Annotated in this window: 10 protein-coding genes; 8 read left to right on the plus strand and 2 right to left on the minus strand. The window is 54.9% G+C overall.

All coding sequences use genetic code 11. The annotated features are described in order from the left end of the window. Nucleotides 1-117: 117 nt before the first annotated feature. Nucleotides 118-1,623, minus strand: a complete 1,506-nt coding sequence (locus tag FKW31_RS11005) for a carboxypeptidase M32 (RefSeq protein WP_150178566.1) — start codon at nt 1,621-1,623, stop codon at nt 118-120. 84 nt (nt 1,624-1,707) lie between these two features. Between FKW31_RS11005 and FKW31_RS11010 the strand changes: the two genes are divergently transcribed. From FKW31_RS11010 to FKW31_RS11020, 3 genes are read left to right on the plus strand one after another with little or no spacing between them, the layout of a single operon-like run. Further along, entirely contained in the window at nt 1,708-3,582 is a 1,875-nt protein-coding gene (locus FKW31_RS11010) for a tetratricopeptide repeat protein (protein ID WP_150178567.1), read from the plus strand. 40 nt (nt 3,583-3,622) lie between these two features. Continuing rightward, complete coding sequence (gene mutS, locus FKW31_RS11015; RefSeq protein ID WP_150178568.1) at nt 3,623-6,271, plus strand: DNA mismatch repair protein MutS; 2,649 nt, start codon at nt 3,623-3,625, stop codon at nt 6,269-6,271. 5 nt (nt 6,272-6,276) lie between these two features. Further along, nucleotides 6,277-9,267 carry a [protein-PII] uridylyltransferase gene (locus FKW31_RS11020; protein WP_006116534.1) on the plus strand — a complete coding sequence of 997 codons (2,991 nt, stop codon included), beginning with the start codon at nt 6,277-6,279 and terminating at the stop codon, nt 9,265-9,267. Between the two features lie 4 nt (nt 9,268-9,271). Here the strand turns inward: FKW31_RS11020 and FKW31_RS11025 are convergent, their stop codons facing one another. Further along, on the minus strand, nt 9,272-10,144 hold the full coding sequence (locus FKW31_RS11025; protein WP_035352626.1) for an NUDIX hydrolase family protein: 873 nt from the start codon (nt 10,142-10,144) through the stop codon (nt 9,272-9,274). 109 nt (nt 10,145-10,253) lie between these two features. Here FKW31_RS11025 and FKW31_RS11030 point away from each other — a divergent pair, with 109 nt between their 5' ends. The 5 genes from FKW31_RS11030 to FKW31_RS11055 all read left to right on the plus strand — a co-directional run bounded on the left by FKW31_RS11030 (nt 10,254) and on the right by FKW31_RS11055 (nt 16,379). Next, nucleotides 10,254-12,077, plus strand: a complete 1,824-nt coding sequence (locus FKW31_RS11030; protein WP_193561002.1) for an ABC transporter ATP-binding protein/permease — start codon at nt 10,254-10,256, stop codon at nt 12,075-12,077. A gap of 96 nt (nt 12,078-12,173) precedes the next feature. Beyond that, nucleotides 12,174-12,467, plus strand: coding sequence for a hypothetical protein (locus FKW31_RS11035; protein ID WP_035352632.1), 294 nt, complete (start codon nt 12,174-12,176; stop codon nt 12,465-12,467). Nucleotides 12,468-12,584: 117 nt separating this feature from the next. Then, nucleotides 12,585-12,890 (plus strand): 50S ribosomal protein L28, encoded by a 306-nt coding sequence (gene rpmB / locus FKW31_RS11040; protein ID WP_003624085.1) that lies wholly within the window; start codon nt 12,585-12,587, stop codon nt 12,888-12,890. A gap of 228 nt (nt 12,891-13,118) precedes the next feature. Next, nucleotides 13,119-15,206, plus strand: coding sequence for an elongation factor G (gene fusA / locus FKW31_RS11050; protein ID WP_006116539.1), 2,088 nt, complete (start codon nt 13,119-13,121; stop codon nt 15,204-15,206). 147 nt (nt 15,207-15,353) lie between these two features. Then, the gene (locus tag FKW31_RS11055) at nt 15,354-16,379 is read left to right on the plus strand and encodes an alpha/beta fold hydrolase (protein ID WP_150178569.1); all 1,026 of its coding nucleotides are present in this window, start codon (nt 15,354-15,356) and stop codon (nt 16,377-16,379) included. Nucleotides 16,380-16,425 lie beyond the last annotated feature (46 nt).

A 16,425-nucleotide genomic window follows, 5' to 3' on the forward strand; every position in this document is an offset into this window, starting at 1 on the left:
AAACGGGTGAAAAATGAATGTGGCAGTCTCGGGGCTGTAAGGCGTTTATGCAAACGCGTTCTGTGCGGGGCGGATGCCCCGCTGCCACATTCAGGCATGAAGGAAAGAAACGTTGGCTTATGCGTCTTCCGCGCGTTCCACATAACGGCGCTGGATATGGGCCAGATAGGCCGAGGCATCCAGCTTGCGCCCTGTGGCGTCCTGTACAATCTGGGGCATGGAGGCGCTGCGTGCACGGCTATGCACGTTTTCACGCAGCCAACTCAGCAGCGGCGTAAAATCACCTTTGGCAATGGCAGGCATAATTTGCGGCACCTGTTTGCAAGCGGCTTCTCGCAGTTGTGCGGCTGTTAGGGCGCCAAGAGTGTAGCACGGGAAGTAACCGAACAGCCCCTCCGGCCAATGAATATCCTGCAAGCAGCCGCGCCCATCATCTGGCACATGCAGCCCCAGAAGTGCATGGATGCGCTCATTAAACGCAGAGGGCAGGTCGGCCAGCGGTAAATCACCAGAAATTAGTGCTTTTTCCAGTTCATAACGTACCAGAATATGAGCCGGGTACGTGACTTCATCAGCGTCAACCCGAATAAAGCCTGGCTGCACGTGGGTGAGAAGCCGGTGAATATTTTGTGCATCCCAGCCAGCGGTGGTTGTGGGAACATCAAAAGCGGCCTGAAGTTTGGGTGCAAGCCACCCCGCAAAAGCGTTGGAACGGCATACCTGCATTTCCATCAGCAGCGATTGGCTTTCATGCAGCGTCATGCCCCCGGCCTGCCCAACGGGCTGAGAGAGCCATGCTGGCGGCAGGCCCATATCATATAGGGCGTGGCCGGTTTCATGCAGCACACCCATCATGGCGGGGATGAAATCATTTTCATCATAACGGGTGGTCAGCCGCACATCATGCGTTGCCCCACCGCAGAAGGGATGCGTGCTGACATCCAGCCGCCCGCGCGTTACATCAAACCCAAGCTGCTGCATAAGCTGGCGGCCCAGAGCTTCCTGCCGCGGCACGGAAAATGGCCCAGGCAATGGCGTGGCGGCGGGTAGGCTGTTCTGTTTTTCCAGTACTGTGCCAATCAGTTCAGGCAAACCAGCAGCAAGTTGTGTAAAAACCGGGTCTATATCTGTTTGGCGGGTGCCGGGGTCAAACGTATCCAGCAGTGCATCGTAAGGGGAGAGGCCCAGCTTTTCCCCTGTAGCAAAAGCAACTTCACGCGTGAGGCGTAGCACTTCAGAAAGCGTGGGAAGAATGGCTGCAAAATCACCATTCTCGCGTGCAGTGCGCCATACCATTTCGCAGCGCGCCGTGGCCTGCGTGCTGGCTTCCACCAGTTCTCCGGGTAAGGCTGTGGCGTGGGCGTGCAGGCGGCGCATTTCTTCCAGATTGGCGCGGCGCCAAACATCATCACCCGGTTCTGCCTGCTCTAGTAGTTCGGCAACAACTGGAGCAGTCAGAATTTCGTGGCGCAGACCTTCCAGCATTGCCAGATTTTCTGCCCGGCGTTCTGCTGCGCCGGAGGGCATGATCACCTCTTTATCCCAGCAGAGTATGCCGATGGCATCATTCAGAGAGGAAAGGCGGGCAAAGTGGCGTTCAAGGGAAAGATAGGCTTTATTCATGGCCTATATGGTAAAGCATACACGCCGCGCACGGAATGCACTTTCTGAGGCATCTCAGATGACAAAAAGGAGTTAGCTATAACCATGCAGATAGATACACAGGTCGAATCTGCACTGGTATTGCTGGCGCAGGGTAATGCGGAACAGGCTTTGCGTGTTTTGCAAAACTGCTTGCAGCAGAATCCGGGCCATGCGGGCGCACTGCATGGCATGGCCTGTGTGGCGCGTGCGGGTGGAGATAACCGCGCAGCAGTGGCCTTGGCGGCCAAGGCTGTGCAGTTACAGGCCGAACCGCATTTTCATATTACGTTGGGTTTGGCTTTGTTGGCGGAAGGGCAAATAGAGGCTGCACGGGCAGCCATTCATGTTGCTGTTCTTGCATCACCAAGAGACCCACGCGCGCATGATGCTATGGCCTCGGTTCTGGAAGCACAGCATCGTATTGCAGAGGCCGAACGCGCTTTGCGCACGACCATAAGATTGCGGCCATTGGAGCAGGAACGCCATCTGGCGCTGGCAGCTTTTTTGTCCCGCCATGGGCAGTTGGAAAAAGCGATAGAGGTTTCCGGCAAAGCTTTACGGCTGGATACACAAAATCTGTTTGCGCAAAATCTACATGGCATGATCCTGCATGGGGCAGGCAAGGCGGCAGAAGCCGAACCCTATTTTCGGGTTGTGGCCGCAGAGTTGCCAACATCTGCGCCTGCTCTGGCTAATCATGGAGCGGCGTTGTTTGCCACGCGCAGTTATGAGCAGGCCCGAGACGTTCTGGCAAAATCTGTGCAATTAGAACCCGAAGCGGCAGAAACACGCAGCAATCTGGGGCTGGTGCATATGGCGCTTGGGCAGTTGGAAAATGCTGCCCAAGAACTCCAACTTGCGTGTGCATTGCAGCAGAATGATGCCCGCTTGATGCTCAATTACGCTACGGCTCTTGCTGATTTAGGAGAGAATGAGCGGGCAGAGGCATTGTTCCGCAGGGCAGAAACCCTAGCAGGCAAAGGTATGGATGCCGCTCGTGCACGGATGAACCTCGGCGTGCTGTATTTAGCGGAAGGTCGTTTTGCTCAGGGCTGGAAATTGTTTGCGGCACGTCGCCAGATTGTTGCCCCTCCGGCGTGTGCGGCTGGCTTGCCGCAATGGGACGGTACGCCACAGGAAAGCCCGGTGTTGCTCTATGCAGAGCAAGGGTTGGGCGATGTATTGCAATTTCTGCGTTATGTTGCACCGGCGGCGCGGCGCGTTCCGGTGCTGCTGTATGTGCCGCAAAGCATACGCAGTTTTGTGCAACAGATGGATGTGGCGTGCCTGCCAAATGTAACGGTGTGTACAAGCCAGCGCACTTTAAAAGCTAAAGCAGCTTGCGGGCTTATGAGCCTACCTGATGTGCTGGGGATGGAAGCGCCGTTTGCGTGGCAGCCCGATATTGTGGGTGTTCAAAAGTCTGCACCCGGCAAAAAATCTGCTTTGCATGTCGGGCTATGTTGGGCGGGTAACCCAACGTATCAGTTTGATCGCAGGCGTTCGATCAATCCGCAAGTGCTCGAACCATTGGGGCGGCTGAATAATATTGTGTTTCAGTCTCTCCAAAAAAATGCGGAAGCGCAGCAAACTCCGTTTCCAATGGCACAATTGCCGCAAGGGGATGTGCTGGACACATTCCGTATTATGGCGGGGCTGGATGTGGTGATAACCGTGGATACGATGATAGCGCATTTGGGTGGTTTACTCGGGCTGCCCGTGTTGCTGCTGGATCGCTTTGGTGGAGACTGGCGCTGGGCGGCTGGTTCCACCATTACGCAACCAGATGGAGAGGTGCGAAGCCTGTGGTATCCTTCCGTTAGGGTTATTCGCCAGCCTCAGGCCGACGAGGGTGATGCCCCGTGGCAGCCCTGTATCGCCACTGTTGTGCAGGTTTTGCAGAAGATGGCTGAAAAACGCACGGATATGGTGCCCTAAAGGCTGTTGCCGCTGTGCGAGAGCACTTTATGATAGCGGTATGACACGCATTTCCTCCAAAGGCGCTACGCCGGCAATGGCGCAGTGGTTCACCCTCAAGGCCGAAAATCCTGAAGCCCTGCTGTTCTTCCGTATGGGCGATTTTTACGAACTGTTTTTTGATGATGCCACGGCTGCCGCTGCCGCGCTGGATATTGCCCTAACAGCACGCGGCACACATGCGGGGGAACCGATTCCCATGTGCGGGGTGCCTGTGGCGGCGGCCCCAGCTTATCTTGCGCGTTTGATCCGGCGTGGTTTCCGGGTGGCGGTGGCAGAGCAGACAGAAACACCCCGTAAAGGCAGGCCAGCAAACAAGGGGCCTTTGGCGCGTGGTGTTGTAAGGGTGATTACCCCTGGCACGCTAACAGAAGATGAATTGCTGGAACCGGGGCGTTCCAACCTTTTGCTTGCGCTGGCGCTCACAGCGCCGCAGGGGAAAGGCAAAAAAGCTGAGGCATCCTTTGCGGATACAGTTATTGGCGCGGCGTGGATTGATGTTTCAACCGGCTTATTTGAAACTGAAAGCCTGACAGGCAAGGGGCTTCCCGCGCTTTTAGGCCGTTTGGACCCTGCGGAAGTTCTTGCACCTGCCGTTCTCAATCTGGCGGATTATGAGGCCCGCCGTGCGCCGGAAACTGTGGCATCTGGCGCAGATACGGCCCGCCAGCGTTTGGCCAATGCCTTTGATGTGGCCAGCATAGAAGCCTTTGGCACTTTTACGGATGAAGAAAGCGTGGCCGCTGCCATGGCGGTGGAATACGTTCAGCGTAGTCAGGCTGGCAAGTTGCCACGTTTGGCACATCCTGTTCCACAAAATGAAAGCGGGATTCTGGGTATAGATCCGGCCACACGGGCCAGTTTGGATATTTTGCGTGCGCGGGATGGAGGGGATGAGCACACGCTATTTTCCGCCGTAAACCGTACGGTCAGTGCCGCAGGTGCGCGTATGTTGGCAGAGTGGCTGGCGGCCCCACTTACACATGCAGGCCAGATTGCTGCCCGGCAGGAAGGTTGGTGGTGGCTGAAAGAAGATTCTGTGCGGCGTGAGGCGTTGCGTGGAACACTCAAAAAAGCACCGGATATTGCTCGGGCATTAGGTCGCTTATCCCTTGGGCGTGGGCAACCGCGAGATCTGGCCGCCATGCGCGATGGCCTTATGGTAGCGCGGGAGGCCGCACGTATTCTTACGGCCTCTGCTGCCTCATTACCTCCGGTGTTACATCAGGCGGTTACAAGGTTAGGCGGAGGGCAAGCGCTAGAGGCTGAACTCATGAGCGCGCTGGCAGAAAACCTTCCAGCACGGTTGGATGATGGCGGCGTTATCGCGCAGGGCTATGATGCCAAACTGGATGAATACCGAGGGTTACGAGATGATTCACGCCGTCTGATAGCAGGCTTGCAGGCGAAGTATGCTGCACATTATGGGCTAAACAGCCTTAAAATCCGTCATCATGCGCAGCTTGGCTACGTGATGGAAGTGCCCGTGGCGGCCAGCGCCAAGCTGAAGGACAAGCCAGAACTTATCTTACGCCAAGGCACAGCCAGCAATGCGCGTTTTGCTACAGAAGAACTCTCAACGCTGGATGCCCGTATAACCGAGGCCGCAGAAAAAGCATCTCAGCGTGAAAAAGAGTTATTCAGCGCGTTGGTAGAACAGGTTCTAGCAGAACGCAGTATGCCGGTTTTGGCTCAGGCATTGGCTGTGCTGGATGTTTTGCAATCCTGTGCAGATCTTGCGGGAAGTGGCACGTGGTGCAGGCCAGAGGTGACGGAGGATTTCGCATTCGCGTTGGAAGGATGCCGCCACCCGGTAGTAGAAGCAGCCTTGCCAGCCGGCACGCGTTTTACACCCAATACGTGTGATCTGGCACCGCAGCAGCGCGTTATGCTGCTAACAGGGCCAAATATGGCCGGTAAATCCACCTATCTGCGCCAGACAGCGCTAGCAGTTATTCTGGCGCAAGGGGGGTTCCCTGTTCCGGCAGACCGGGTCCGAATCGGAGTGGTGGATCAGCTTTTCTCTCGCGTAGGGGCTTCGGATGATCTGGCGCGCGGGCGCTCCACTTTTATGGTGGAAATGACGGAAACTGCCGCCATTCTTAACCAAGCCGGCCCGCGTTCTCTTGTTGTGGTGGACGAGATTGGGCGCGGCACGGCCACATTGGATGGTTTGGCAATAGCATGGTCTGTGCTGGAGGCTTTGCATTCAAGCGTGCGCTGCCGTGCAATCTTTGCAACGCATTTTCATGAACTTTCGCGCCTGGTGGATACACTTCCGCGGCTTTCTTTGCATACTATGGCGGTGCGGGAATGGCGGGGGCAAATTGTGTTTTTGCATGAAGTGCTTGCAGGGTCAGCCAAAAAAAGCTGGGGTGTACACGTTGCACGGCTGGCTGGTGTGCCGCACGCTGTGGTGGATCGGGCAGGGCGCCTGTTGCGAGAGTTGGAACGTGCTGAAAATACAATACCCGAACCTCTTCCGTTGTTTGACACGCAGAAGGCATTACCCCCAGAGCCCCAAAATACGTTAAGTAAACGTTTGATAGAAATCGACCCGGATAGTCTGACACCCCGCGCAGCGCTGGATCTTCTGTACGAATTGCGCAAGGAAGCAGCGCAGGAAGAACATGCGCAAGTGGCAGACTAAACACTATGACGCCAGACCCCATTCAGGAGCAGAACTCGCCTCTCATGCCCACCCCTTCCGTAGAGCCTGCCGCAGCGCAGCAGTCCGACATGACCATGCTGGCAACCCTAACGCCAGAAATGCTTTCTGCGTGTCTGACGCGGGAATTAAGAGATGCAACACCGGAAGATGCGGTTATTCCTGAACGGGATGATGCTGTTGCCATTTTCCGCCGTCATCTTGGGCGGTATCAGGCGGATATACGCAACCGTTTTGAACGGCATGAACTTAAAGGCGCTGGGGCAGCCAAAAAAATAGCTGTTTTTACCGATGTTATGGTGCGTGCCATTGTTGATCTGGCCGTACGCGCCACCATTGGGGCGGGCACTGTAGAAAGTGGCATGCTGCCCAGCTTTGCCATTGCCGCCACGGGTGGTTATGGGCGCGGGCTTTTGGCCCCGTTCAGCGATATTGATCTGCTGTTTCTGGTGGCGGAAGAAAGTGCAGAACGGGCACATCCGCTTATTGAATACGTTCTATATTTCTTGTGGGATCTGGGTGTGAAGGTAGGGCATGCCACCCGCACAATCAATGAATGTATTGAAGAAGCTAAAAAAGATACCACAGTGCGCACCGCGCTGCTTGATGCGCGTTTGTTGGCTGGGGATTCAGCCCTTTTTGCCACGTTTGAGGCCCGCTATATTCTAGCTTGTGTGGATGCAGGTGCCGCTGGCTTTATTCATGACAAACGGCGTGAACGTTTGGAACGCCACCGGCGGTTTGGTGATAGCCCGTATCTGGTAGAGCCCAACATAAAGGAAGGGCGCGGGGGGCTGCGTGATCTGCAAACCCTGTACTGGATGTGTCGCAACACTTTTGGCACGCGCCATGTCAAAGATCTTCTGGCTCCGGAATTTATCTGGATGGGGCTGCTCACAGAGCAGGAAGCCGCACGTGCCCGCCGGTCTTGGGACTTTTTGTGGACAGTGCGTTTGCATCTGCACTACGTGGCAGGGCGTGCAGAAGAACGGCTGACCTTTGACATGCAGCCCGTTATTGGCGCACGCATGGGGTATACCCGGCACGGGCGCCAAAATGGGGTAGAACGCTTTATGCGCCACTACTTCCTGACAGCCCGGGAAGTTATGCGGTTAACCCATGTTTTAGAACCCGCTGTGCTTCGGCAGGCCCAAGGGCCGGTGGCCAATGCCGCCAAGCCAGATGAAGCTATGCGGCAAGCCGGGTTTACCTTACTGGATGGCCAGATTCTGCCTGATCGTGGCGTAAGTTTCGATCAAGAACCCATTAAAATGATGCAGATTCTGGATTGGGCGCGTGTGCGCCGCCGTCCGCTGCACCCGTTGGCGCGGCATCAGCTCATCCGGTGGGAGCGGCGGGCTACCAGCCTGCGGGATAACCCGGAAGCCGCGCGTATTTTCCTTGATCTGCTGTGTGGTGATGAATCCACGGTGGAGCAAAAACCACGCCGTCGTCCGGCAACGGCTTCTGTGCCTTCCGTAGTGGAAGAAAGTGGTTTGTCCTATTCTGCCGCTTATGGGGAATATCCGCCAGCAGGGCATGCGCACTGGCTGCATATTCTGAACGAAACCGGCATTTTTGGCCGTCTGATTCCAGATTGGGCGCGCATTGTCGGGCAGATGCAGTTTGATACGTACCACGTGTTTACGGTGGATGAGCACACCATAGAAGCCGTGCGTATTCTGGATGAAGTGGCTTCTGGCCGCATGGCGGATGAAATCCCCATTGCCTATGAACTGGTAAAAGGGCTGCATTCCAAACGGGCGTTGTATATGTCCGTTCTATTGCACGATGTTGCCAAGGGCCGGGGTGGAGACCACTCTGAAATCGGGGCAGAAATTGCGGCTGAACTTTGCCCGCGCTTAGGTATGTCCGGCGAAGAAACAGAAACTGTTTCGTGGTTGGTGCTGCATCATCTGCTGCTGAGCCATACAGCGTTCCAGCGCGATATTGATGACCCCAAAACCATTTTGGATGTGGCAGACATTGTGCAGTCTCCAGAACGTCTGCGGCTGCTGTTGCTGCTGACTATTGTGGATATGCGCGCCGTGAGTTCCCGCGTGTGGAACGCATGGAAGGCCACGCTGCTGCGTGAGCTATATGTGCGTGTAGCAGAAGTTCTGGCCGGTGGTCTGGCCACCACGGAACGAGATGTGCGCGTGCGCCATGCCAAGGAAATTACAGCCGATATTCTCACTGAAGAAGGTGTGCCCCAAAAGGATATCGAGCGCTTTTTAGGGCTGGGTTACGCTGGTTACTGGCTTTCCTTCGACTATGAGACACATCGCCGCCATGCACGGCTTATCCGGGCGGCAGATGCCAAGGATGCACCACTTACGGTAGAAGTGCTGCCTCTGCCTGCGCGTGGGGTAACGGAAGTAACCATTTACACAGTGGACGTGCCGGGCCTGTTTTCCAAAATAGCAGGGGCTTTGGCTTTGGCGGGGGCTTCCATTGTGGATGCGCGTATTCATACCATGACACACGGCATGGCGCTGGATACGTTCTGGATTCAGGATACTTCTGGACAGGCCTATGAAGAAACACACAAGCTTGCCCGTTTGGCATCTTTGATCGAGCAGGGCTTAAGCGGCCATATTGATATTAGTGAAGAAATTGCGCGGGCCGGATTTGGCCATATGCCCATGCGTATGCGGGCCATTCATGTTCCGCCACGTGTGGTGATAGATAACGGCATTTCCAATACTTACACCGTTATTGAAATCAACGGGCGCGATCGTCCTGGCCTGCTGCATGACGTTACGGCCGCCATGAGCCGTGAGAACCTGCAAATTGCCTCTGCCCATATCACCACGTATGGTGTGCGAGCAGTGGACGTTTTTTACGTAAAAGACCTGTTTGGCCTGAAAATTACGGATAAAAAACGGCTGGAGGAAATCCGTGAGCGCTTGCTGGCCGGGCTGAAGGAAGCTGAAGCCGAGGCCAGCGCTTGCGCAGATGCCCGCTATTCAGCCTGAAAAATCAGGCTGAAACAGGGTGGTGTCCGGGGCTGGCAGCGGAAAGACCGTGGTTAAGCCCCGTGCGTAGCTGTTGGCCTGCTAATGTGTTGGCATCTATCAGGCCATGGCGCAGGAACAGATCAATCAGTACCAGATTGACGTTGAACTTAAACTCATCCGTATCTCGCACAATCTGAAACACTTTAGCTAGCGGCAACAGCGCGAAAGATTCCACTTCGCCATCAGCGGCTTCTGGCTCAAAGCTTTCAGGCAGGTAGAGATCATAACAAACAAGAATATCTCGCCTTAGTCCTTCTGGCCGCTCCATGGCGTAAACCAGATGCCCCGTTTCCTGTGCCTGAGCTACAAGATTGTGGGGAATGCTGGCTTCTTCTGCTGCTTCCTTAATCAGGGCTTCACGCGGGGTGTGGCCTGTAGGTACGCCGCCTGCTACCAAGTGGTCTAGCTTGGAAGGGTCTAGCCGCTTGTTTGCAGCCCGGCGTCCTGTCCACAGATAAAGACCGTCTGCTTTGCGCACCAGCCCGTTCATGTGCACGCCCGTGGCCACCAGCCCAAAAAGAGGCAAGGCTCCACGATCAATGCGGGCAATGGCAGGTTCACCTACATCTGTTCGCACATCAAACAGTTCGTGGTGGGAGCGGTAAAAACCTTCTTGCGCCAAAGCTTCACCAAAAGCTTCCAGCTTGCTCGGGTCTGGCAGGTTAAAACCTGTTGTGCGGTTGCCCAAGCCTGCTTTTTCCAGCCTGTCGAACAGTTCTGGCGTAATCCACCCGGCAGATGTGCCAGCCAGAGAAAAAGGGGCACGTTTGCCAGGAATGATAGCAGTGTTGCACTGCCTGAGATGCCGAAGAAAGGGCGTGATGTCGGGGGACATGGAAACAAAATCCTGTTGAACTGTGCCGAGCGTGTTTAAGGTTGTTATCGGGTGTGGCAAAGGCGGTGGCAAGGTGTGGCGGGGTTGCAAAATGCGCCCAGCATGGCACATGCGAGTTATGCCACCACGTCGCGCGGCTGCCGGGCCGCTTAAAAAGCCGGTTTCCATCACACTTTCGCGTTTACTGCCATATTTGTGGCCACAGGAAAATCGTGCCCTGCGTTGGCGGGTTGTACTGGTTCTTGTGGTTATGCTTGGGGGCGAACTGGCCACGTTGGGTGTTCCGTTAGTTTACAGCCAGGTGGTGGATAGGTTTACGCATCCTCACTCGCTGGCCATGGCGCCTGCGGCTTTAATTCTCTGTTACGGATTGGTGCGGCTGGTTTCCGCGGCCCTTACCAATTTGCGAGATGCTTTATTTGCGCCAGTCCGGTTTAGAGTGGCAAGGCAGGCGGCTTACCGTAGTTTTGAGCATATGCATGCGCTCTCCTTGCGCTTTCATCTGGATCGGCGCACCGGAGGGGTCACGCGTGCTATTGAGCGCGGCACAGAGGCCGTGGAAACGCTGCTGCGGATGATCATGTCTATTTCCCCCACCATCCTGCAGGCGGCGTTGGTGATGGTGGTTATCTGGCGTGTTTTTAATTGGCAGTATGTGGCGCTGATGGCGCTGATGATTGCGGCCTACATTCTGTTTACCGTGCGGTTTACATCTTGGCGGTTGGGAATCCGGCGTGAGATGAATGAAACCAACAGCGAGGCCACAGGCAAAGCGCTAGATAGCCTGCTGAATTACGAAACCGTAAAATATTTTGGCAACGAAACGCACGAAGCCCAAAGGTATGATAGTGCACAGGCGCGCTACGAACAGGCCGCGCGCAAAACGCAGTATTCCTTAGGCTTTCTCAATTTCGGGCAGGCAGCCATTATCGCTTTGTCTCTTACGGCTATTATGCTGTTGGGTGGGCACGATATTGAGGCTGGGCGCATTACGGTTGGCGAGTTTGTTATGGTCAACACGTATCTGCTCCAACTTTATGGGCCACTGAATTTTCTGGGTTCTGTCTATTCCGCCATTCGCACTGCACTGGTTGATCTGGAGCACATGCTAGGGCTGACGGAAGAGGAAGTGGAAGTTGCAGATCCTGCGCATCCTCTCCCTATAGCCACACGCTTGCAGGTTTCTGCGCCTGCACGGGTGGCGTTTAGGGATGTACATTTTGGATACCGGCCAGAGCGTGAAATTCTGCACGGTATCAGCTTTGAGGTGGCGCCGGGCCGTAAGGTTGCCATTGTAGGCACGACAGGGGCGGGGAAATCTACCATCAGCCGGTTGTTGTTTCGGTTTTACGATGTGTGGTCGGGTTCTGTGTTGGTAGATGGGCACGATGTGCGCGATTACCGGCAGGCAGACTTGCGCGCCGCCATTGGTGTGGTGCCGCAGGATACCGTGCTGTTTAACGAGAGCATTGGTTACAACATTGCCTATGGTCGCTTAGGGGCTACACCGGCAGAGGTGCAGCATGCGGCCCAGTTGGCGCAGATACATGATTTTATCATGTCCTTGCCCGAAGGGTATGAAACACAGGTGGGTGAACGCGGGCTTAAACTGTCCGGCGGAGAAAAGCAGCGAGTGGCCATTGCCCGCACGATTTTGAAAGACCCACGCGTTCTTGTGCTTGACGAGGCCACGAGTGCGTTAGACACACATACTGAAAAAGAAATACAGGCAGCGCTTAAAACGGTTTCCGCACGCCGCACAACTCTTGTTATTGCCCACCGTTTGTCCACCATTGTGGATGCAGACGAAATTTTGGTGATGGCCAAGGGGCATATTGTTGAGCGTGGCACGCATGCAGCCCTGCTGGCCCAGAATGAGGTGTATGCATCCATGTGGGCTGCTCAGGGGGGAGAAAGCGGGCAGGAGACGTGATAAAAGGCGGAGGCCTGCTGGTAAGGCTTGGCTGTGTCTGACGAATCGCGCGCCCGCAGAGAATGTGGGCCGCAGAAAAATGAAGGATCAAAAGAGATGACCGAAACAGCAGGGCAGACTCCCGCAGCAGGCCCGAACATGGATGTGCCCGAAGATCTGGCGCGGTGCGATATGGTTATTCAGCACGCTATTGAACATCTGCGGAGTGAAAAATATCCGCCGCTGGCAGTGGCATCCGCTCTTTTGGGTAATTCTGTAGGTATTCTTGCCCAGATTATGGATAAGGACACCGTTTTGCGCATTCTCGATTCAGCTGCTCAGAGCGTTAGATCGGGTGAAGTGCATGCGTCTGTTCGGGCACAGACCGGGCAGGAAAACGAGAAAGCCTGAGCACAACCCTTGACTGAAAGCCGTGGCTAAGCCATAAGCCGCGCCAATCCTGAATGTGGTCGCCGGGCGCTTGTCTCGGCCCTCTGTTCCTATTTTGTATAAGACAAGGATGAGACAATGTCCCGTCGTTGCCAGATTACCGGCAAAGGTGTGCTGACCGGAAACAACGTCAGCCATGCTAACAACAAATCCCGCCGTCGCTTCCTGCCGAACCTGCAGGATGCGTCCTTGGTTTCCGAAACTCTGGGTTCTGCCGTGCGTATGCGCGTAAGTGCTCGTGGCCTGCGCACCATTGAACACAATGGCGGTCTGGATGCATTCCTGCTGAGCACGCCTAACCGCAAGCTTCCTGAAGAAGCACAGGTCATCAAGCGCCGCGTTCTGCGCGCTCAGGCCAAAAAACAGGCAGCCGCAGGCGCCTGATTCAGGGGTTTACCTAATTCAGTGGAGCCGGATCTGCTCTTTTGGTGGAGTGGGCCGGTTTCTGCGGTGTAGATGTCTGGCAAGGTGCCAGACATCGTCGTCTATCGGCCGGTTTCCGGCAGCCGGGTTTCCTGAAGATTTTAACATCACAGGTGCCAATACGGCGCGCGGCGGCCACAGGCGCGAAGGGATTCCCATTCGCGCCTGACCTGTTTTCTGGAGGTTTTCGTGTCCGCCACATCCGATCTGTCCAAGATTCGTAATATCGGTATTACCGCGCATATTGACGCAGGTAAGACGACCACGACCGAACGTATGCTGTACTACACCGGTGTTTCCCATAAAATTGGTGAAGTGCACGAAGGTAACACCACAACAGACTACATGGCTCAGGAACGTGAGCGTGGTATTACCATTACGTCCGCCGCCGTGACCTGTGAGTGGGACGGCCACCGTATCAACATTATTGATACGCCCGGACATATCGACTTCAACATTGAAGTGAACCGCTCCTTGCGTGTGCTCGATGGGGCCGTGTTCATTATTGAAGGTGTGGCTGGTGTGCAGCCGCAGTCCGAAACCAACTGGCGTCTGGCAGACCGTTACAAGGTGCCTCGGATCATCTTCATCAACAAGCTGGATCGTACCGGTGCAGACTTCTACCGCGCATTTGATACGCTGAAAGAAAAGCTGGATATCGTTGCTATCCCGCTTCAGCTGCCAATTGGCGCAGAAGACAAGTTTGTTGGCGTTGTTGATCTGGTGGAAATGAAGGCCATCGTCTGGGAAGGCGGTGAACTTGGCGCGAAGTTCCACGATGAAGAAATTCCGGCTGACCTGAAGGAAAAGGCTGCAGAAGCACGCCAGAACCTGCTGGATACGGCTCTGGCTGTGGATGATGCAGCCATGGAAGAATACTTCGAAAAGGGTGACGTTTCTGTTGAAACCCTGAAGCGCTGCATCAAAAAGGGCGCTATTTCTGGCGAATTCCGTCCGGTTCTGTGCGGCACGGCGTTTAAGAACAAAGGCGTGCAGCCTCTGCTTGATGCCATTATCGACTACCTGCCAGCTCCAGACGATGTTGAAGGTATTCGTTGCGCTCCGCCGGAAGGTGAAGAAGACGACGAAAAAAACCAGCCCATCATTCCGGTTGACCCCAATGGTAAGTTTGCTGGTCTGGCCTTTAAGATCATCAACGATAAGTACGGTACGCTGACCTTTGTGCGCGTTTATCGCGGCGTGCTCAAAACCGGTGATACGGTTCTGAACACCACCAAGGGCCACAAGGAACGTATTGGCCGTATCTATCAGATGCATGCTGATAAGCGTGAAGAACTGACAGAAGTGCACGCTGGTGACATTGCTGCATTTGTGGGCCTGAAAGATTCCCAGACAGGTGATACGCTGGCAGATCCGGCAGATCCGGTTGTTCTGGAACGTATGTCCTTCCCGGTTCCGGTTATCGACATCTCCGTCGAACCGAAAACCAAGGACGCAGTGGAAAAGATGACACTGGCACTGCAGAAGCTGGCTGGTGAAGATCCTTCCCTGCAGCTCAAGACCGATCAGGAAACAGGCCAGACCATTCTGTCCGGCATGGGCGAACTGCATCTGGACATCATTATCGACCGTCTGCGTCGTGAATATGGTGTGGATGCAAATGTGGGTGCACCGCAGGTGGCATACCGTGAAACCATCACGCAGCCGCATACGGAAACCTATACCCATAAAAAGCAGTCTGGTGGTTCCGGTCAGTTCGCTGAAGTGAAGATCGAGTTCCAGCCGGTTGAACGTAACGAAGGTATCCTGTTCGAAAACAAGGTTGTTGGTGGTTCTGTTCCCAGAGAATACATCCCGGCCGTTGAAAAGGGTATTCGCGTTCAGTCTTCTACTGGTGTGCTGGCAGGCTTCCCGACAGTGGACTTCAAGTTCACGCTGCTTGACGGTAAGTACCATGACGTTGACTCGTCCGCTCTGGCGTTCGAAATCGCGGCTAAGGCTTGCTTCCGTGATGGCATGAAAAAAGCTGGTCCGGTTATTCTGGAACCGATTATGGACGTGGAAATCACTACCCCGAACGATCACGTTGGTGACGTGGTGGGTGACCTGAACCGTCGTCGTGGCATGATCCAGAGCCAGGAAACCTCAGGCTCCACCGTTATGGTGCGTGCTTATGTGCCGCTGAAAGAAATGTTCGGCTACATTTCTCACCTGCGCTCCATGACGAAGGGCCGCGCTTCCTTCACCATGCAGTTCCATCATTACGATCCGGTGCCGCGCAACGTTGCTGAAGAAATTATGGCTCAGTCCAAGTAATTTCAGCCGTTTTTCGGTTTCGGAATATAAAGGCCGCTCCCTGTAAAGGGGGCGGCTTTTTTATTGTGCAAAACCAGATTACGTTGCGTGCGCTAAATACAAAGCGGCATGGTATGGCATGAATATGTCATGCGCTGGGTATGTGTGATGGCGCAGAAAAGAAACGGAAAGACGAGCAAGATGCCGAAGCTGTTTGAATGTGCAATGGATGAGACCGCGCAGAAAACACGGGTAAACCGGCGTGCGCTTATGCAGTTTACGCTGGGGGGCATGGCATCGGGGTTTTTTGCCCATAAAGCCTTTGCTCAGGCTCCTTCGTTGGCTTTTGCATCGTCTTCCGTAGATAAAATGCCGCCTATCAATGGGGTGTATGATTGGCGTGCTTTACCGCCCACACCCTTGGCGCTGGAAGCTGAAAGTGGTGGCTTACCTGTTGATACGGGCATGGTGCCAGCACAAGGGAAGGCCCAATTATATTATGCATCGGCGGGGGAGGGTGTGCCCGTCATGCTATTGCACGATGGTTTGGCCAATTCCAATTATATGGGAGACCTTGCCCGTGCGCTTTTGCGTGCCAGATGCCGTGTGATTGTGATGGATATGCGTGGGCATGGGCGCAGCACAATGGGGGCTTTGCCCTTGGGGTATGATTTGCTGGCCGATGATGTGCTCACAGTTATGGCGTTTTTACACCTGCGGCGCGTGGCCTTGGTGGGATGGGGGGATGGCGCAGTGCAGGCGCTAGACGTTGGTATGCGCCACCCCAGCAGTGTCAGTCGGATATTTGCTTTTGCACCGTGGAGCACGCCAGATGGTCTGCTCGCACGCGCAGGAGATATTCCTGCTTACAAATCTTTTATGGAAAGAACCCGGCAGGAATACAGGCAGCTTTCTTCCACACCACATAGGTTTGGAGATATGGAATCTACAGTGCAGACTATGCGCAGCAGGCAACCCAATTGGACGGATGCAGATCTTATGCGGATAACAGCACCGTTATGGGTGGCTGCCGCAGATCATGATGGTATTGTGGGGCGTGTTCAGGCCGAGCATATGGCGGCTACGGTAGAAGGGGCAGGGCTCTTGGTGCTGCCTAATACCAGCCATTTTGCATTTTTGCAGAATCCGCAGCTCTTTACGTTGGCTGTGGAGAGCTTTCTAGGGGGCAGATAAAGTGCGGGGCCACCATTAAGGCAGCCCCTTATTTTATAAAAAGACC

It is taken from the genome of Acetobacter sp. DmW_136, assembly GCF_008690365.1.
In the GTDB taxonomy this organism is placed as follows: Bacteria; Pseudomonadota; Alphaproteobacteria; order Acetobacterales; family Acetobacteraceae; genus Acetobacter; species Acetobacter oryzifermentans.